Raw genomic sequence first — 19,129 nt, 5'->3', positions numbered from 1 at the left:
TGCGCATCGAACATCTGCGGCGCGCCGGATCGTGCGCGCCAAGGAGCAGGCAGACCATGGACGCGTCGCAGACCGCCGCCTCGGGCCCCGATTTCAGCCGCGGCTTTCCCCTGGCCCAGATCTCCCTGGAAGGCGTGCTGGCGGGCCATGTGGGCGACGAGCCGATTCTGCTGGCGCGTCGCGCGGACGGCCTCTGGGCGGTGAGCGCCGCCTGCACTCACTACGGCGGCCCGCTGGCCGAAGGCCTGGTGGTCGGCGACACGGTGCGCTGCCCCTGGCACCACGCCTGTTTCGACCTGCGCAGCGGCGAGGCGCTGGCGGCGCCGGCCATGACCAGGCTGGATTGCTGGACCGTCGAGGTCGAAGGCGAGCAGGTCTTCGTGCGGGCCAAGGCGCCGCCGCCGCAGCCGACGCCGCGCGGGGGCTCAGGTCATCCGAAGCGCATCGTCATCGTCGGCGGCGGGGCGGCCGGTTTCGCCGCCGTCGAGATGCTGCGGAGACGCGGCTATCAGGGGACGCTGACGCTGCTAAGCGTGGACTCAGACCCGCCTTGCGACCGGCCCAATCTGTCGAAGGACTATCTGGCCGGGACCGCGCCCGAGGACTGGATTCCATTGAAGCCAGCCGAATTCTACGCCGAACAGGCCATCGACCTGCGCCTGGGGTTCGAGGTCGTGCAACTGGATGTCGAGGCGGCCGAGGTGGTCGGGCGCGGTGGGGAAAGGATTGGCTATGACGCCCTGCTGCTGGCCACGGGGGCTGAGCCCGTCAGGCCGCCGACGCCCGGTTTCGACCGGGCGAACGTGCATCTCCTGCGCTCTCTGGCCGACGCGCGGGCGATCATCGCGGCGGCGGAGCAGGGGCGGAAGGTCGTCATCGTGGGCGCCAGTTTTATCGGACTCGAAGCCGCCGCCGCCCTGAGGACGCGCGGGCTGGAGGTCCACGTCGTCGCGCCCGGAGGCGCGCCGCTGGAGCGGGTCATGGGACGTCAGATCGGTCAGTTCGTGCGGGATCTGCATGAAAGCCGGGGCGTGCAATTCCATATGGGGCTCACGGCTGAATCCTTCGATGGCCAGACGGTGGTCTTGTCCGACCATTCAAGACTGGCCGCCGATTTCGTGGTTCTGGGCGTGGGCGTGCGGCCCAGGCTCCAACTGGCCATCGACGCCGGGTTGATGGTGGACGACGGGGTGGTCGTGGACCGGAGGATGCGCACTAGCCGGCCGGGGGTCTTCGCCGCCGGCGACATCGCCCGCTATCCGAGCCGGATCTTCGAGGCGTCCCTGCGCGTCGAACACTGGGTCGTGGCCGAGCGCCAGGGCCAGGTCGCGGCGATGAACATGTTGGGCGAGGCCGTGGAACTGACCGAGGCACCCTTCTTCTGGAGCCGTCACTACGACCAGTCGATCCACTACGTCGGTCATGCCCCGATCTGGGATGCGCTGCAGATCGACGGTTCGGTAATGGGCGGCGACGCCACGGTGCGTTTCGAGCAGGGGGGACGCCTCCTGGCCGCCGCCACCCTGGGCCGTGATCTGGAGAGCCTGCGGTTTGCGGCGGAACTGGGCTGTCAGGTCTAGGCGGGGACGGGGCAGCGGCCGGGACCAGGGTCCCGGGGGCACGACCTCCACGGCGCTTGAAAAATCAAAGATATGCGCCGCTAGATTGGCGGGATGCGCAGAAACGATCTGATCGCTGGATTGTCGGTCGCCGGCCTGATGCTGCCGGAGGCCGTCGCCTATGCCGGGATCGCGGGCCTGGAACTCCAGCACGGGGTCTTCGCCGCCGTCGCCGGATGCCTCGGCTATGCCGTGGCGGGACGAAGCCGGTTTGCGATCGTGTCGCCGACCTCGTCTTCGGCGGCGATCCTGGCGGCCACCCTGGCGGTGATGCCGGGCGACGCGGGGGACAAGGCGGCCCTGGCGGCGCTGGTCGTCGCCATGGTTGGTGGGCTGTTCCTGTTGGCCTCGGCGGCACGGCTGGGCGGGTTCGCCGGCTTCATCTCCCGGCCCGTGCTGCGCGGTTTCGCCTTTGGCCTGGCGATCACCATCATTGTCCGCCAGGCGCCTATCCTGGTCGGGACTTCGGTTCAGGCTCCGGACATTTTCCGACTGCTGGGCGGGCTGGTGCTCGCAGCGCCCTCATGGAACTGGATCAGCCTGGCTGTCGGCGCCGTCGCCCTGGCGGTGCTGCTGACACTCAAGCGCTGGCCCTTTCTTCCAGGCGCCTTTCTGGTTCTCGTCGCCGGGGTGGGTCTGTCCTGCGTCCTTGGCTTGGCCGAGCGCGGCGTGCCGGTCGTCGGCGTGATCCAGATCGCGCCAGGGTGGCCGAAATGGCCGAGCCTGGATTGGGCCGATTATTCTCGTCTGGTTCAATTGACCCTGCCGCTGGTGCTCATCCTGTTCGCCGAGTCCTGGGGGACGATCCGGGCCATGAGCCTGCGTCATGGCGATGGGGTCGAGGCCAACCGCGAACTGGGCGCGCTGGGCGTCGCCAATCTGGCCAGCGCTCTGGCGCAGGGCATGCCTGTGGGGGCGGGCTTCTCGGCGGGCTCCGCCAGCGAGGCCGCCGGCGCCGCCACGCGCGCGACCGCCGTCGTCGCCGCCATCGGCCTGGCGGTCCTGATCGCCTGGGGCGCGCCCCTGGTCGCCTATCTGCCGCAGACGGTGCTGGCGGCCGTGGTGATCGCGGCGCTCTCGTCGTCGCTCAATCCCGCGCCTCTCCTGCGTCTGTGGCGGCTGGACCGGGATCAGTATGTCGCTCTGGGCGCGGCGGTCGCCGTGCTGGCGCTGGGCGTTCTGAACGGGATGCTGGTGGCGATCGGCCTGTCGTTGCTGGCTCTAGTCAGCCGCCTCGCCACGCCGCGCGTCGCTCGACTGGGTCGCCTCGGCTGCAGTCACGACTATGTCGACGTCGCCCGCCACCCCGAAGCCGTCCTGCCCCGGCGCATCGCTATCTGGCGACCCGCCCAGCCGCTGTTCTTCGCCAACGCCGAGCGCGTCCTGGCGATCATCGCCGCCCGTGTGCGTGACGAACCGGCGATCCGCGCGGTCGTCCTCAGCCTTGAGGAAAGTATGGACCTGGACAGCACCGCGCTGGACGCCCTGATCGAGTTCGACGCCTTGATGCGGACCCAGAGCGTCAGGGTGCGGTTCGCCCGCCTGCACGACCGGGCGCGGGACCTGATGGCGGCGTCGGGCGTTACCGGACTTCAGGCGCGCAGCAGCTACAGCGTCGATGATGCGATCGTCGCCTTGGAGAACGAGTCGGAGCGGACCCCGTGATCAAGAACCTGGAGCCGCTGCCTCATCCGGTGGCGATCGAACAACTGCGGCCGACCCAGATGACGGTGGGGCGAGGCGAAATCGCGCGACGCCATGCCGCCGTGACGGCCGAGGTGTCCTTCACGTGACGGCTTGAGGGGGAGCAGACGACGCGAGACGATCTGCTGGCCACCCCGCCTGCGCGGAGTGGCCAGCTTTTCCTTGATCATGGCTTCGCCGCGCCGACCGGTCTGAGGTCAGTCGGCTGCGGGATACTCAAACGGATCGCTGGGCGCGGGCTGGGTCGGCAGGGGCATGCGCGGCAGGGGCGCGTCGCGGTTGGCTGCGTTCAGCAGGAAGCTGGCCAGGATCACCGCCGCCTGACGCAGGTCTTCGGGCTTCAGGTGGTCATAGCTGTCGAGGCTGGTGTGATGGATGCGGCTGTTATAGTCGAGCGGGTCCTGGATGAACTGATACCCAGGAACGCCGACCGTCTGCATATAGACGTGGTCGGTGCCGCCCGAGGGCCGAAGTGAGACGGTGGTCGCGCCCATGCTGGCGAAGGGGGCCAGCCATTCCTGGAAGACGGGGGCGGCGGCGACATTGCCCTCGGCGTTGATGCCGCGAATTTTGCCCGAGCCGTTGTCCAGATTGAAGTAGGCGACCAGGTTGCGATAGCCGGGGCGCGGTTCGACCGGCCAACGGTTCCGCCAGGTCCGGTTGTTGGGCAGGGCGGCCAGCGCCGGGTCCGACGACGGCGCACGCGTGGCCAGATAGCGGTCCACATAGGCCAGCGAGCCCAGGATGCCCTGTTCCTCGCCGTTCCACAGGGCGAAACGGATGGTGCGCTTGGGCTTCACGCCCAGCTGCGTCAGGATGCGGGCGGCCTCCATGACGACCGCGCTGCCGGCGGCGTTGTCCTGGGCGCCGTCGGAGGCGACCCAGCTGTCGAGGTGGGCGCCGGCCATGACATATTCGCCGGAGCGGTCCGTGCCGGGAATGTCAGCCAGGATGTTGTAGGCGTTGACGTCGTCGTCGTGGAACTGGACCTCGCTGAGCAGTTCCAGCATCGGCGGGGTGTCGGTCAGGGCCAGGCGGGCGAGGCGGCGATAGTCCTCGGCGGCGATCTCCATGCCCGGCAGCTTGGGCGTGGCGCCGACCTGATAGGTGTAGCCCGTGCCATGCAGCAGGCCGCCGTCGCGCTGGGACATCTTCACCCAGGCCAGGGCTCCTTGCTCGACCAAGAAGGCGTCGAGTTGGGCGGTGAAATCGGCCGTCTTCAACTGACGTTCGATTGCGGCGGGGGAATACTGCGGCTGGACGTAGGTGTTGCGGTCGCGCAGTTCTGCGTCGGTCCAGCGACGGAAGGCCGGCTCGGAGGGCTCCGATCCGGTATCCGGTCGGGACAGCATGATGATCTTGCCCGTCAGCTTGCCGCGCCATTTGTCGAAGTCCTCGACCTTGCTGATCGGGGCGACGACGACGCCGGCGTTGATGGTCCCGTTGGTCGAGGGCGTCCAGGCCACTGGAATGGCGCGCAGTTCGATGGCGCGCGGGGCGGTCATGCGGGCGCTGGAGCGGACGATCGACCAGCCGCGTCCGAACTCGAACCCTTCGGCGCGGACGTTCGACAGACCCCAGTCGCGGAAGCGCTGCTGGCTCCATTGCTCGGCTTGGCGCATCTGCGGCGAGTTGGTCATCCGCCCGCCGATCCGGTCGGTCAGATAGGCGGCGGTCTGCATCACCTCGCTGTGGTTCAGCCCCTGATCGATGATGCCGTTGATCGCGACGCGATCCACCGGCTGAGCGAGCGCCGGCGTGGCGATGCAAAGGGCCGACAGGCCGACGAGCAGACGTTTCATATTAAAAGCCCCCAGTGATTCAACTGGGCGGCATTTGACGTGATCCGGGCGCACTCTGCAAACCGCCTGCACAGATCCACGCCCCAGTGGAGCCAGGCGTCGGTTCGACCGTTTCAAATGGGCATCCAGAGAGGACCCATTATGAAACCGGCCTTCCGACTGAGCTCCCTGAAGCTTGACCCTCTGGAATGGCGTGTAAGCGCCGAGTTCACGGACGAAGCGACCGTGATATCGGCTCATTTTCCGTTCCGTCCCGAATACGACATGCCGTTCGGGCGGGTGCGGGAACTGGCAGAACAGCGCGCGCTGGAACTCTTCACCTTCGCTCCGACGGAAGTCTCGGGCCGCGACGCTTCCTGAGCGCCGTACGGGGCTCAGGCCAGACCAGCCAGCGTCGGGGCCTCGGCGGCGCTGCCGGGGAAGACCTTTTCGTCCAGCGCCGCCCGGTCCACGCCCAGGTGATCGCGCAGCACGCCCTTGAACACCGAGCGCACGTCTAGGGTCGGGGCTAGGTCGCGGTTCTCGAACAGACGGTTCTCGGCCAGGGTCGGCCAGTCGCCGATCAGACCGCCCGCCTTCACCGCGCCGCCGGCCAGCAACAGGGACGAGGCCGTGCCGTGATCGGTGCCCTGGGTGCCGTTGGCGCGGGCGGTGCGCCCAAACTCGGTGGCGACGATCAGGATGGTGCGGTTCCATTCGCCGCCCAGACCCGTCTTCAGTCCGCCGATCAGGGCGTCGAGCCCCTCGAGCCGAGGCTGAAGCTGGCCCAGCTGACGCGCGTGGGTGTCCCAGCCGTCGACCGACAGGGCCACGACGTCTGCCCCCTGATCGCCGGTCATCAGCCGCGCCGCCGCCAGACCCAGTCCCGCGACGTTGTTGCGGCGCAGCGGGGCGGTCCCGTCGCCCATGGCGCCTGCCAGGGCCTCGGTCTCCAGGCCGCGCGCCAGATTGTGGCCGAGCATCGGATCCTCGACGTAGAGGTCCTGCAGCAGGCTGGAGATCCGGTCCTCGCCCTTGATCTGACCGCCGGGGGCCCAACTCGAAGTCTCGGCGGCGCCGCGCAGGATCAGGGGCGTCTGGGCGCCGATCGACAGACCTTTCAGGCCGCCCGCGCCGCCGGCCGCGACCAAGGCGCGGTTCAGCCAGCCGTCGGACTGCGACCGCTGCGTCTCGCCGCCGTTTTCCAGCACGTCCTGGGCGTCGAAGTGCGAACGCACCCGCACCGGAAGCGCCACGGCAGGGGCGAAGCGCATCTGGCCGGCGCCGTAGAGGTCATGCAGGGTCTTGAGCGAGGGATGCAGGCCGAAGCCGTCGCTCAGCGCCAGGGCGCCGTTCGCCTGACCCGGCTCGGGGATCGCCAGGGCGCCGCGCAGTTCGCGGTAGCGGGCGTCGCCATAGGGGACCGTCACCGACAGGCCGTCCATGGCCCCCCGCGCGATGATCATGACCAGCTTGGGCCGTCCTGCGGAGGGCTGTGCGGCGGCGCGACCGGCATAGGCAAGGCCGATGCCGGCGCCGAGGCCTCCCAGCAGCAGGCGGCGGTCGATGCGGAGGGCGTCGGTCATCGGCGTTGGAACTCCGGCGACATGAGGAGGAGGGTGAGGGCTTCGGCGCGGCTTTCGGCGCGCGCCACCGCCAGGCGGCTGCGTTCGCCGAGGCGCGGACCGAGGGCGGCGGCGGCCACGATGTTCGGGTCTGCGATCTGGGCGGCGTCGCCGACGCCCTTGGCCCAGTTCAACCGCTTGACCAGGGCGTCCGGCCCAGCCCAGTCGTCCGCCGTATCCGGCCAGCCTTCGGGCGAGGGGGCCTGGAAGGCGGGCTGGCCCATCTGCTGGAGCGCCTGCTGCAGGGGCTGTGGGCGCTGCGGCCGCGTGCCGAGGGCGCGGTGGGTCGAGACGACGAATTCGTACGGAGTTTTGATCTTCTCCGGTCGCGGCGCCCAGGCCTCGGGCGCCTCGATTAGGGCCTTGGCCACCTGGGCCAGATCGCCGCGCGAGCCCATCCAGGCGGTCTCCAGCCGTCCGACCAGGGCGGGCGGCGGATCGTCGGCGACGAAATGGCGAGCGATGTTGCGGGCCAGACGTCGCGCCGTCTCCGGCCGGTTGGCCAGATCGCGCAGGACGGCCTTGCCCTGTTCGGCGTCGCCCTCGGCGTAGCGCTTGCCCATCACCGTGCGGGCGCCGGGCTCATGGACGATCGGTCGAAAGACGAAGCCCTTCTCGCCGGCTTCTCCGGCCAGAGCCGCCTGGCGTCGGGCGCCCTGGCCCCGTCTCATGCCGGCCCTCATGACCTCGCCGCCGTCCCGGCCGTTGGCGATCGACCAGCCGGTCAGGGACCGGGCGAACTCGGTCACGTCGCCCTGAGAATAGCCGCCGTCGGCGCCGACGGTGTGCAGTTCCATGATCTCGCGCGCCAGATTTTCGTTCAGACCGGCCTGGCGCCGCTCGCCCGCCGGGCTGTTGGGGCCGATCGACTGGGCCTGATCGAGATAGAGCAGCATCGCCGGATGGGTTTCGGCGGCGACCGCCAGGTCCTCGAAACGGCCGAAGACGTGCGGCCGGATGGCCTCGCGCTCATACTGGCCCATGAAGACGGCGGCCTGAAACTTGGTCGAGGAAACAGTGAAGGCATTGGCCCAGAACAGGGCCCAGCGTTCGGCGAAGCCCGCCTTCGTCGTTGCGCCCAGTTGGGATCGAGCCAGGAACTCCCTTGCCGTATCCATGGCCAGTTCGCGCCGGCCCTGGCCCTGTGCGGCAAAGGCGGCCTGGGCGGCGGGCGTCTCCTGTTCGCCGCCTGCGGCCCTGGTCGGTTGGGGGGCTTCGGCCTGGTTCGCCCGGCGGACCTGACGCGCGCCTTGGGCGGCGCGCTGATAGGCGAGGAAGGTCTGAACCCGATCGGTGGAGGCTTGGAACTCGCCCGCCGGATTCGGTGCGCCCTCGGTGCGAATCTGACCGGTCAGCCAACCGCGCGGATCGCTCGCGACGGCGTCGATCTCGCCCGGTCCGGCGCCCAGGCCAAAGCGGGTCAGGGCGATGGCGGCGGCCATGCGCGCGTCGGACGATGAAGGCATGGGCGAACACCTGTCTGGTCGATCTTTGGGTTGAACGGCTCAGTCATTGAAAGCCGTCGCGAGCGGCCTCGATCTTTCTATGCGCGATAGTTTGATCGGTTCGGGCCGTCAGTCCAGGGTGGTGCGGGATCGCGCCAGGGCCAGGCCGGAAATGATCATGACGAACAGGCCCAGGGCCAGCAGGTTGGGGCCCATGTCCGCCAGGGTCTGTTGTTTGAGCAGGGCGCCGCGCACGATCCTCAGGAAATGGGTGACGGGCAGAACCTCGCCGATGTGCTGGGCCCATTGCGGCAAGCCGTAGAAGGGAAAGGCGAAGCCGGACAGGAAGATCGACGGCATCATGTAGAAGAAGGACATCTGCATGGCCTGAAGCTGGCTCTTGGCCAGGGTCGAGATCAGATAGCCGAGCGCCAGATTGCCGAGGATGAACAGCGCCACCCCGCAGGTCAGGGCGAACCAGCCCGCCAGGGTCTGGGCCATCGGAACGTGGAACAGGAAGCGCGCCACCGACAGGATGACGGTCGTCTGCAGCACGCCGACCAGCACATAGGGCGTCAGCTTGCCGATCATGATCTCGATGGGCGTGGCGGGGGTCGACAGCAGAGCCTCCATCGTGCCGCGCTCGCGCTCACGGGTCACGGCCATGGCGGTCATCATCACCAAAGTCATGGACAGGATGGTGCCGAGGAGGCCGGGGACGATATTGTAGGCGGTGATGTTGTCGGGGTTGTAGAGGCGGTGGATCACCACTTCGAAGGGCGGCGAAGGCGACGGCTTGGCCGCAGCGCCGACCAGTTGCCGGTCCAGGGCATTGGCGGGCAGGGCGGCCACGGCGCCGAGCGCGCCGGCGGCCGATACGGGGTCAGAGGCGTCCACCTCGGCCAGGACCTGGGCCTTGTCGCCCTTCAGCACGCGTTCGGTGAAGTCGGGCGGGATGGTCAGGCCCAGCATGACCTGGCCGCGCCGCAGCAGGTCGTCCATCTCGCTTTCCGAGTGGGGCAGATAGCGGACGTCGACATAGCTGGTGCGCTCCATGGCCGCGACGACGGCGTTTGCGGTTGAGCTGTGGTCGGTGGAGAAGACCGCCGCCGGCAGGTGCCGCGGGTCCGTATTGATGGCGTATCCGAACAGCAGAAGTTGCACGAGCGGCATCATCAGGATCATGGCGTAGGTGATCCGGTCCCGGCTGAGCTGGGTGAACTCCTTGGACAGGACGGCGTAGATTCTGAGCAAGGCGCCGGTCATGCAGCATACCGATCGTCGTGCTGATCGCCCATCAGCTGGATGAAGACGTCTTCCAGCGACGGCTTGACCTCGGTCCAATGATAGGGCGGCTTGCGATAGGGGGCGAGGGCCTGCTCCAGCGCGGCGCGATCGACGCCGCTGACATGGACCGCGGCGCCGAAGGCCGAGGCGCTCAGCACCCCTTCCTGGGCGGCGAGTTGGTGCGCCAGATGGTCGATGTCGGGGCCTTCGCCGTTGAAGGTGATCAGGTGCGACCGGTTGACGATCTCCTGGCCCGTGCCGCGCGCGATCAACTCGCCGTGCAGGATGTAGCCGATGTCATGACAGCGCTCGGCCTCGTCCATGTAGTGGGTGGAGACCAGAACGGTCAGGCCGCCCGCAGCCAGTTCGTGAATCTCGTCCCAGAACTCGCGTCGGGCCTTGGGATCGACCCCGGCGGTCGGTTCGTCCAGCAGCAGCAGGCGGGGATCGTGCAGGGTCGCCGCCGCCAGGGCCAGGCGCTGCTTCCAGCCGCCCGACAAGGCGCCCGCCAACTGGGTGCGGCGATCCGCCAGGCCCAGTCGTTCCAACGCGCGATCCACACGACCGGCGCGGTCGTCCAGCCCATAGACCCGGGCCACGAAGATCAGGTTCTCGCTGATCGTCATGTCGTCATAGAGCGAGAACCGCTGGGTCATATAGCCGGTCTGTCGCTTGATCCCGGCGCTCTGGGTGCGGAAGTTCAGCCCCAGCACCTCGCCCTCGCCGCTGTCAGGGGTCAGCAGGCCGCACAGCAGGCGCAGGGTGGTGGTCTTGCCCGAGCCGTTGGGACCCAGGAAGCCGGTGATCCGTCCCTCGTCCACGGCGATGGAGACGTCGCGCACCACACGCTTGTCGCCGAACGACTTGTTCAGCCCCCGGACGTCGATGGCGCGCGTCATCGCTTTTCGCGTCCCGGCGTGCTCGCGGGCCTGACGTCGATGGGCTGGCCGGGCGTCAGGCTACGCGGCGCGGACGGGACCGCCTCGACCAGGAAGACCAGCTTGTCGCGGGTGGCCAGGCTGTAGATGATCGGCGGCGTGTATTCGGGGCGGTTGGCGACATAGTCGACGCGCGCGGTCATCCCGGTTGGGCAGCCGTCGCAGCCGACGGCGACCGCAGCGCCGGGACGATAGGCGTTCACCATTGCCTCGGGCACGTAGAAGCGCACCTTGACCTGGCCATCGGGGACCAGACTGACGATGGGGGCGTTGGCTTCGACCCATTCGCCGACCTGATACATGACGTCCTCGACCCGCGCGGCGACAGGGGCTGTGGGGGACAGTTGGCTGAGCTGGCGACGGGCGTCGACCACGCCGGCGCGACCGCCCAGAATCTGGGCGCGGCTGGCGGCGATACGGGCCGTGGCGGCGGAGACATCGGTGGCCGCGGCGTCGCGGTGTCGCTGAGCGGTGACGGCCGCCGTGCGGGCCTGATCGATCTGCTGGGCGGCGACCGATCCAGCTTTCTCGCGTTCGGCGGCGAGATAGCGGTTGAGGTCCGACACGGTGCGATCGAACTCGACCTGGGCGGCGGCCAGGTCGGCGCGGGCCTTATCCAGCGCGGCGGCGTCGGCGGCCAGCGAGGCCTCGCTCTGGTTGACCTGGGCGGCGGCCTGATCGGCGCGGGCGCCCAGAGAGGTCGGGTCGATGCGAAACAGGGGCGCCCCGGCCTCCACCCGATGACCGCGCTCCACGCTCAGGGCGACGATGGTTCCGGCCGTCGGCGCGGCCATATAGAGGTTGCGGGCGACCACATAGCCGGTGAAGACGGGCGGACCGCGATGCTGGCGGCTGATCACCCCCCAGGCTATCAAGGCGCAGACCGCCCCGCCGACGATCAGGGCGATGACAAGCGTCCGGCGGGGAAGGTTGTGAGCGCGTTCGAGAGTTTTGGCCACCTAGCGTCCTCCTGGGTCTTCGATGCGGCGGTCGTCCCAGCCGCCGCCCAGCGCCTTGTAGAGCGCCACCACGTCCCGCTCCGTCGCCGCCTGCGCCTGCGCCAGATCGTCGGCGGCGCTCAGCAGCGAGGCCTGGGCCGTGAGAAGATCCAGCCCCGTCGCCAGACCGGCGTTGCGCTGCGCTTGGGTCGTGGCCACGGCGTCGCGAGCGGCGTCTTCCGCCGCGCGGAACTGACCCTCGCGGCTGCGGTCGGCCGACAGCCGGGTCAGGGCGTCCTCCACGTCCTTCAGGGCGGTCAGCACCGCGCCCCGATAGGCCAGCAGGGCCTCCTGCGCCTGGGTCCGCTTCAGGGCCAGCGTCGCGCGCCGTCGTCCGCCGTCCAGCAGGGGCAGGGCCAGGCCGGCGGCCGCCGTGGTCTGAAGGCTGTCGCCTGAGAGGAGCCTGCGGAGCGATCCCGAGACCAGATCGACCGCGCCGGTCAGGCTGATCGACGGATAGAGGTCGGCGGCGGCGACGCCGATGTCGGCCGTGGCGGCGGCCAGATCGCGTTCCGCCGCGCGCAGGTCCGGTCGCCGCAACAGCAACTCGGACGGCAGGCCGACCGGGATGTCGCGCGGCGCGCTCGTTTCGCCCGACGCGGCTTTCAGTTCGGCGGTCAGTCCCAGCGGCGGGCGGCCCAGCAGGACGGCCAGGGCGTGGGCCTGACCGGTCCTCTGGGCGATCAGATCCTGACGCGCGGCGCCGGCGGCGGCGGTGTCGCGTTCGGCGCGGCGCTCGTCGAGGGTGGTGGTCAGACCGTTGCGGCGGCGGACCTGATTGAAGTCCAGCGCCTCGGCACGGGCGGCCAGCAGTTGATCGGCGATGGCGATCCGCCGGTCCAGCGCCCGATAGTCCAGATAGCCGCGCGCGACCTCGGCGGTCAGGACGACTTGGGCGTCACGCAGGCTCCAGGCTGCTGCCCCGGTGCGGGCCTCCGCCGCCTCGACCGCGCGCCGGTTTGCGCCGAACAGGTCGAGCTCCCACGAGGCGTCGAATCCGACCTGATAGGTGTCGAACGTCGTCCCTGGCGCGCCGATTGGTCCTGATCCGGGCGTAGCCGAACCGCCCAGCAGGGCGGCGAAAGACGTGGTCTTGCTGAGGCGAGTGTAGCTGTCCTGCGCCATGGCCGACACGGTCGGCTGACCGGCGGCCCCGACGATCCGGGCCTGATGACGGGCCTCTTCGACCCGAAGCGCGGCCTGACGCAGGTCCAGATTGGCGGCCAGGGCTTCGGTGATCAGCCGGTCCAGCAAGGGGTCGCCGAAACCGCGCCACCACAGTCCTTGCGGTTCGCCTGACGGCGCGGTCTGCGAAAACTCGGCGGGAACGGCGACGGCGGGCGAACGATAGTCCGGTCCCGCGACGCAGGCGGCGAGCAAGCTCGGCAGGACGAGCGCGAAAGTCTGCGCTGCTGCTGATCGCCGCCTGTTCCGCCCGTCCGCCATCGTCGCTCCGCCCTCAGGGGATGGCCCGCGATCCTGCCAAGGTCGGCGGCCAAACGCCATAACGTCGTTCATCGTCTGATGGTCGCATTCCGGGCGCGTCGGACCTGTCCTGGCCCCAAAAAAAAGGCGCCGGCGATCAGATCGCCGGCGCCCAGTTCACCGCTCAGGAGTGCGGTGGAAGCTTGGTCAGAACTTGTAGCGAGCGCCCACGAACACCTGGCGGCCCGTGTGGTGATAGACGTAGGTGCTGTCGCGCACGCCATCGAGTTCGCTGTGGTTCTGGCGGTTCGGCTCGTCGGTCAGATTGATGCCTTCGACCGACAGCGACAGTTGGTCGGTGACGCTGAACGAAGCCGAAGCGTCGATGCTGAGCGTCTCGGTCTTGCCGGTGACGGCGATGCCGCGCGTGCCGCCGTTGGCCGCCGGGACCTGCTGATAATAGGTGTCGCGATAGGCGGCCGAGACGCGGGCGTTGAAGCGACCGTCGTCGTAGTACAGCGTGGCGTTCCAAGCGTCCGGCGACAGGTTCACCAGGTTCGCCGTGACAAAGACGGTGCAAGCCGCCGTCGTGCAGTAATTGATCTCCGACTCGACGTGCGTGAAGTTGGCCTGCACGCCCAGGTTCGAGAAGGCGCCTGGCAGGAAGGTGAAGGGCTGCTGATAGCTGATCTCGAAGCCTTTCAGCGGGCCGCCCGGCGTATTGGTCGGCGTGCTGAAAACGTACTGATCCGAAGGCGGCCGGTCGGCGGCGGCGGGGAAGGCCGCCGGGTTCATGGCCGTCAGTTCTGCGTAGGTCAGCGTTTGCTGGGTGGTCTGAACATAGGTGGAGATGTCCTTGTAGAACAGCGCCAGCGACAGCAGGGATTCCGGTGCGAAGTACCACTCCAGCGACAGGTCGAAGGTGTCTGCGCGGTAGGGATCCAGGTTGACGTTGCCCAGCGACGCCGTGCGGTTGGCAGCGTTCGCAGCGCTCAGCGCGAACACCGGCACCAAGCTGGTGACCGGCGGACGCGCCATGACGCGAGCGGCACCGAAGCGGACTATGACGTCTTCGATCGGTTCGATCGAGACGTTCAGCGACGGCAGGATGTCATCATAGTTGTTGGAGTCGGTGACGCGGGTGGTCACGCCGCTGAGGGCGGAATAGCCGGCGGCCTCGATCTCGGTGTTGACCCAGCGCGCGCCGAAGTTGCCGCGGACAGGCATGCTGGCCCACTCGGTGTTCCAGTCCAACTGGGCCCACAGACCGGTGTCCTTCTCCGTCACGTCGCGCCAGTTGCCCAGCGCCGTGGACCCGTTCTCGAGGCCCAGCAGGCGGAAGTCGCCGCCCGGCACGTTGGTGTTGCACAGGCAATCGGCCCCATAGGCCTTCATGATCGCGTCGAGGTTGGGCGAGATCCAGGCCGTCGCCGAGCCCGCAGGCAGGTCCAGATTCTTGCCGAAACCGTCGAGCAGATAGGTGAGGCTGCCGATCGAGGTCCCGGCCGGCATGGCGGGGGCGGTGTTGGTGGCGCGGGCGTACCCCGAACCTTCGGACTGATATTCCTTATAGCTGGCGCCGACCTTGAGGGTCAGGCGATCATCCATGTCGAACTCGAACCCGCCCTCGAAGGTGGTGTAGGTGTTGGATTGAGAGCTGGACAGGATGCGCAGTTCGGACAGCGGCTGCGCGCCCGCCGGACCCGTGATGGTCCACTGGTTCGGGTCGGTGACGTCGAAGCCATAGACGATCTTGGGCAGGTTGCGGTTTTCACGGAAATCGATCGACCAGCCAGCGCCGTTCTGGTGGTCGATGATGGCGTTGACCTGCAGAGGGTTGCCGAACTCGGACTTGGAGCGGCCGGCCACGCCCTTGAAGCGCACGCTGTCCGAGAAGTCGTGTGCGACTTCCAGGGTGTATTGCGAGAACTCGCTCTTCAGGATGTCGAAGCGTTCCTCGGTGCGCATGTCCATGTCGTCGAGACGTAGAAAGACCAGTTCGCCGGTTTTCGGATCGGCGATGGCTTCGACGATGTCGACCTGCGGCTTGCCGCCCTGGCTGGCGTTGCGGCTCAGCGACCAGGCTTCGAGGAAGTTTTCCTTCCGGGTCGAGTCGAGCTTGGAGTAGAGACCGTCCAGGCTGACGGTGGTGGCGTCCGACGGGCGCCATTGCAGCGACAGGGTCGCGCCCAGGCGTTCCTGCTCATGGCTCAGGCGGCCGTAACGCGGGATGCGGGGGTGGAACAAGCCGCCGGCTGCCGCCGAACCGCCGGGCAGGGCGGCGGGGTTCTGGAAGCCGTTGTCGCCATTGGCGGGACCCCAGCGCACCGAGCTGAAGCCTTCTTCGATGGAGCTCTTGTCGCTGTAGGCGAGCGACAGCAGCGCGCCGAACTTGCCGTCCATCCAGGTGTTGGAGATCAGGCCGGCGAAGCGGGGGCTCCATTGCTCGGACAGGTCGTTGTAGCCGCCTTGCGCCGAAGCGACGGCGGTGAAGCCCGGATAGTCGAACGGGCGCGCCGTGCGCAGGTCGACGGTGGCGCCCAGAGAGCCTTCCTCGACCTCGGCCGAGGCGGTCTTGCGGACCGTGATGTTGTTGAAGAGCTCGGAGGCGAAGACGTTGAAGTCGAAGCCGCGTCCGCGGTTCACGCCGCCGGAGGAGTCGGTCGCGCCGGTCGTCGCCTGGGCCTCGATGCCGTTGATGCGCGTGCGGGTGAACTCGGAGCTCAGGCCGCGCACGGTGATCGAGCGGCCTTCGCCGGCGTCACGGTCGATTGACACGCCGGGGATGCGCTGGATGGACTCGGCCAGGTTGGTGTCGGGGAAGTCGGCGATATCCTCGGCCGAGATGGCGTCGACGACGCCCGCTTCGCGACGCTTGATGTTCAGGGCGTTCTGCAGGCTGGCGCGGAAACCGGTGACGACGATCTCGTCGACGGTCGTGGCGTCCTTTTCCGCGGCCGGACCAGCGGCCTGCGCCTGAGCGGTTCCGGCCAGCGCCAGTGTCAGGGCGCCCAGCGAGGCGCCGAGGGTCAGCGCATAGCGCGCACGGGTAGCGTGGTGGGTCATCAATGTCCTCCTCCCAGTTGTGCCTTTCGAGGATCGTGCGCCCCCGTTCCAGCTCCGCGATCGCGGGAACCGGTGTCATTTGGCGTTTGTCAGCCTGTGCCACCGGTGTCATATAAAGCTACGCACAGTTTCTGACGTGTGGCAAGACGACGACGAACGTCGGTCGTGCCATTGCTGCAACACGAGACTGCGCCTGAAGAAAATCCAACCGACCGGTCCGCCCGTGGGCGGCGAACGGGGAGGCGACCATGCCGACGCTCGCAGTCGCGCCTGAACCGGGGCGAGAATCGACCCGCTCCCGATCGACCCCTCGTCCGTCTGTATTCCAGATTCGAGTTTGCGCATGATCCAGCCGCTTCGCCTCAATCCTGACCGTCTGTTCCCGGCCGACGCCGACACGCGCGCCGTCGCGCGCCGTCTCTACACCGAGGTGAAGGGGCTGCCGATCATCAGTCCGCACGGCCATACGGACCCCAGCTGGTTCGCGGGCAACGAGAACTTCGCCAACCCGGCGGAACTGCTGATCACACCCGACCACTATGTCTTCCGCATGCTGCACAGCCAGGGGATGGCAATGGAGGATCTCGGCGTCCCCCGCGTCGACGGGGGGGCGGTCGAGACCGATCCGCGCACCATCTGGCGCCGCTTCGCCGAGAACTATCACCTGTTCCGGGGGACGCCGTCGCGGATGTGGCATGACTGGGTCTATGCCGAGGCCTTCGGCATCGACGTGCGCCTGTCGGCCGAGACGGCGGACCACTACTATGACGTCATCGACGCGGCGCTGAAGACCGAGGCCTTCAAGCCGCGCGCCCTGTTCGACCGTTTCAACATCGAGGTGCTGACCACGACGGAAAGCCCGCTCGACACGCTGGAGCACCACAAGGCCATCAAGGCCTCGGGCTGGAAGGGGCGGGTGCTGACCGCCTATCGCCCAGACCCGGTGCTGGACCCCGACTACGAGGGCTTCCGCGATAATCTGACGGTTCTGGCTGAACAGACCGGTCGCGATACGCTGTCGTGGGAAGGCTACCTGCAGGCCCTGCGCGACCGCCGAGCCTTCTTCATCGAGATGGGCGCCACCTCGACCGACCACGGCCACCCGACAGCCTTCACCGCCGACCTGTCGAAGGCGGAGGCCGAGGCCCTGTTCAAACGGGTCTCGACCGCCCCCGCCAGCGCCGCCGACGCCGAGCTGTTCCGCGGTCAGATGCTGACCGAGATGGCCGCCATGTCGGTCGAGGACGGCCTGGTGATGCAGCTTCACCCCGGCAGTTTCCGCAACCATTCGGCCACAGTCTTCAACCGCTTCGGGCGCGACAAGGGCTGCGATATTCCGACCCGCACCGACTACGTACGGGCGCTGAAGCCGCTGCTGGATCGGTTCGGTTCGGACACGCGCCTGACCCTGATCCTGTTTACGCTGGACGAGACCAGCTACAGCCGCGAACTGGCTCCGCTGGCCGGCCACTATCCGGCGTTGAAGCTGGGCCCGAGCTGGTGGTTCCACGACAGCCCCGAGGGGATGCGTCGCTTCCGCGAACAGGCGACCGAGACGGCGGGCTTCTACAACACGGTCGGCTTCAACGACGACACGCGGGCCTTCCTGTCGATCCCGGCGCGCCACGACGTGGCCCGGCGGATGGACTGCGGCTTCCTGGCCAAGCTGGTGGTCGAGCATCGGATGGAAGAGGACGAGGCCCACGAACTGGCCCACGCCCTGACCTATGGCCTGGTCAAGGCGGCCTACAAGCTGTGACCCGTCTGAATGACGCGGTCCTGGCGGGCCTGCCCGGAGAGGTCGCGCGCCCGGTCTATGACCGCAGCCAGGTCAAGACCGGCGTGGTCCATCTGGGCATCGGCGCCTTCCACCGGGCGCATCAGGCGGTGGTCTTTGACGACGCCCTGGCCAGCGGCGACCTGCGCTGGGGCGTGCTGGGGGCCTCGCTGCGGTCGCCGGGGGTGCGGGACCAACTGAAGCCGCAGGACGGGCTCTACACCCTGGTCGTGCGCGACGGGGCGGAGGAGCATCTGCGGGTGATCGGGGCCGGGCGTGGGGTTCTGGTGGGGCCGGAAGACCCCGCCGCCCTGGTCGCGGCCATGGCCGAAGCCGAGGTCCACATCGTCACCCTGACGGTGACGGAGAAGGGCTATCGGCTCGATCCGGCGACGGGAGACCTGCTGCTGGATGATCCGGATGTGGCGGCCGATCTGGCGGGCATTGAAGCCCCGCGCACCGCCCCGGGCTTCATCGTCGCGGCGCTGCGGGCGCGCAAGGCGAAGGGGCTGAGGCCCTTTACCGTCATCAGCTGCGACAACCTTCCGCACAACGGCAAGCGTATCCGGGCCGGGGTCATCGCCATGGCCCGGCGGATCGACCCGGCTCTGGCCGACTGGATCGAGGCCGAGGGGGCCTTCCCCCAGACCATGATCGACCGGATCGTGCCGGCGACCACGCCCGACGATGTGGCCCGCCTGACGGCCCGCCTCGGCGTCGAGGACCAGGGCATGGTCAAGGCCGAGCCCTTTACCCAGTGGGTGATCGAGGACTGGTTCGCGGGCGAGCGGCCTGACTTTGCGGCCTTCGGTGTGCAACTGACGGACGCGGTCGAGCCGTGGGAGGACGCCAAGCTGCGCCTGCTGAACGGCTCCCATTCGGCCATCGCCTACCTCGGCGCTCTGTCGGGCTATGAGCATGTGCATGAGGCCGTGGCGGTCCCGGCTTTCCGCGCCTTCATTGAGGCCCTGTGGGACGAGGCGCAGACGACGCTGAACCCGCCGCCGGGGCTGGACGTGGCGGCCTATCGCGACGAGCTGATGGCTAGGTTCTCCAACTCGGCCCTGATGCACCGGACGCGCCAGATCGCCATGGATGGGTCGCAGAAGCTGCCTCAGCGGCTTCTGGCGGGGGCCGCTGAACGGTTGGCGGCCGGGCCAGATTCTAAAGGAATGGGCATCGAGGCCATGGCGCTGGGCGTCGCGGCCTGGATGCGCTGGCAGGAGGGCGTGACCGAGAGCGGCGAGGCTGTGGTGGTCGACGACCCGCTGGCGGCCCGCACCGCCGAACTGATCGCGGCGTCGGAGAACGACGAGGCCGAGGTCCGCGCCCTGCTGACCCTGTCGGCGGTCTTCCCCGAGGCCCTGGCGACCGATCGGCGCTTTGTCGAGGCGGTGACGGGCGCCTTCCTGTCGTTGAGAGAGCACGGCGCGGTCGAGGCCGCTCGCCGGGTGACGGAGTAGA

14 protein-coding genes are annotated in these 19,129 nt (G+C 68.6%); 6 read left to right on the top strand and 8 right to left on the bottom strand.

Going from position 1 to position 19,129, the window contains the following annotated elements; translation table 11 throughout:
• Positions 1-56: 56 nt before the first annotated feature.
• From AB4Y68_RS08075 to AB4Y68_RS08065, 3 genes are all read left to right on the top strand, one after another.
• A complete protein-coding gene (locus tag AB4Y68_RS08075) occupies positions 57-1,580 on the top strand; it encodes an FAD-dependent oxidoreductase (RefSeq protein ID WP_441454997.1) in 1,524 nt (507 codons plus the stop codon).
• 93 nt (positions 1,581-1,673) lie between these two features.
• Positions 1,674-3,284: a SulP family inorganic anion transporter gene (locus tag AB4Y68_RS08070; RefSeq protein WP_441454996.1), complete on the top strand. Its 1,611-nt coding sequence runs from the start codon at positions 1,674-1,676 to the stop codon at positions 3,282-3,284.
• Positions 3,281-3,412, top strand: a complete 132-nt coding sequence (locus tag AB4Y68_RS08065) for a hypothetical protein (protein WP_441454995.1) — start codon at positions 3,281-3,283, stop codon at positions 3,410-3,412. The genes AB4Y68_RS08070 and AB4Y68_RS08065 overlap by 4 nt, the downstream gene beginning before the upstream one ends.
• 108 nt (positions 3,413-3,520) lie before the next feature.
• Here AB4Y68_RS08065 and AB4Y68_RS08060 read toward each other — a convergent pair whose 3' ends face one another.
• A complete protein-coding gene (locus AB4Y68_RS08060) occupies positions 3,521-5,125 on the bottom strand; it encodes a M20/M25/M40 family metallo-hydrolase (RefSeq protein ID WP_441454994.1) in 1,605 nt (534 codons plus the stop codon).
• 141 nt (positions 5,126-5,266) lie between these two features.
• Here AB4Y68_RS08060 and AB4Y68_RS08055 point away from each other — a divergent pair, with 141 nt between their 5' ends.
• Positions 5,267-5,485: a hypothetical protein gene (locus AB4Y68_RS08055; protein ID WP_441454993.1), complete on the top strand. Its 219-nt coding sequence runs from the start codon at positions 5,267-5,269 to the stop codon at positions 5,483-5,485.
• Between the two features lie 14 nt (positions 5,486-5,499).
• On the opposite strand, the gene AB4Y68_RS08050 is transcribed toward AB4Y68_RS08055, so the two are convergent.
• The 7 genes from AB4Y68_RS08050 to AB4Y68_RS08020 form a co-directional block, all read right to left on the bottom strand.
• Positions 5,500-6,690, bottom strand: a complete 1,191-nt coding sequence (locus tag AB4Y68_RS08050) for a DUF1501 domain-containing protein (protein ID WP_441454992.1) — start codon at positions 6,688-6,690, stop codon at positions 5,500-5,502.
• Positions 6,687-8,195 (bottom strand): DUF1800 domain-containing protein, encoded by a 1,509-nt coding sequence (locus AB4Y68_RS08045; protein ID WP_441454991.1) that lies wholly within the window; start codon positions 8,193-8,195, stop codon positions 6,687-6,689. Before AB4Y68_RS08045 ends, AB4Y68_RS08050 begins: the two co-directional genes overlap by 4 nt.
• 108 nt (positions 8,196-8,303) lie before the next feature.
• Entirely contained in the window at positions 8,304-9,440 is a 1,137-nt protein-coding gene (locus AB4Y68_RS08040; RefSeq protein WP_441454990.1) for an ABC transporter permease, read from the bottom strand.
• The gene (locus tag AB4Y68_RS08035; protein ID WP_441454989.1) at positions 9,437-10,360 is read right to left on the bottom strand and encodes an ABC transporter ATP-binding protein; all 924 of its coding nucleotides are present in this window, start codon (positions 10,358-10,360) and stop codon (positions 9,437-9,439) included. The genes AB4Y68_RS08040 and AB4Y68_RS08035 overlap by 4 nt, the downstream gene beginning before the upstream one ends.
• Complete coding sequence (locus AB4Y68_RS08030) at positions 10,357-11,358, bottom strand: HlyD family secretion protein (protein ID WP_441454988.1); 1,002 nt, start codon at positions 11,356-11,358, stop codon at positions 10,357-10,359. The genes AB4Y68_RS08035 and AB4Y68_RS08030 overlap by 4 nt, the downstream gene beginning before the upstream one ends.
• Positions 11,359-12,777, bottom strand: coding sequence for an efflux transporter outer membrane subunit (locus AB4Y68_RS08025; protein WP_441454987.1), 1,419 nt, complete (start codon positions 12,775-12,777; stop codon positions 11,359-11,361).
• Positions 12,778-13,029: 252 nt separating this feature from the next.
• Positions 13,030-15,888, bottom strand: coding sequence for a TonB-dependent receptor (locus AB4Y68_RS08020; RefSeq protein WP_441454986.1), 2,859 nt, complete (start codon positions 15,886-15,888; stop codon positions 13,030-13,032).
• A 343-nt stretch (positions 15,889-16,231) separates the two neighbouring features.
• On the opposite strand from AB4Y68_RS08020, the gene uxaC reads away from it, so the two are divergent.
• Positions 16,232-17,647, top strand: coding sequence for a glucuronate isomerase (gene uxaC / locus AB4Y68_RS08015; RefSeq protein WP_441454985.1), 1,416 nt, complete (start codon positions 16,232-16,234; stop codon positions 17,645-17,647).
• Positions 17,644-19,128 (top strand): mannitol dehydrogenase family protein, encoded by a 1,485-nt coding sequence (locus AB4Y68_RS08010; RefSeq protein ID WP_441454984.1) that lies wholly within the window; start codon positions 17,644-17,646, stop codon positions 19,126-19,128. Before uxaC ends, AB4Y68_RS08010 begins: the two co-directional genes overlap by 4 nt.
• Position 19,129 lies beyond the last annotated feature (1 nt).

It is taken from the genome of Brevundimonas sp. 2YAF1 (genome assembly GCF_052114745.1).
Classification (GTDB): Bacteria; Pseudomonadota; Alphaproteobacteria; order Caulobacterales; family Caulobacteraceae; genus Brevundimonas.
Note: the sequence above shows the minus strand (reverse complement) of the source record. Positions and strands in the feature narration are given on the sequence as shown.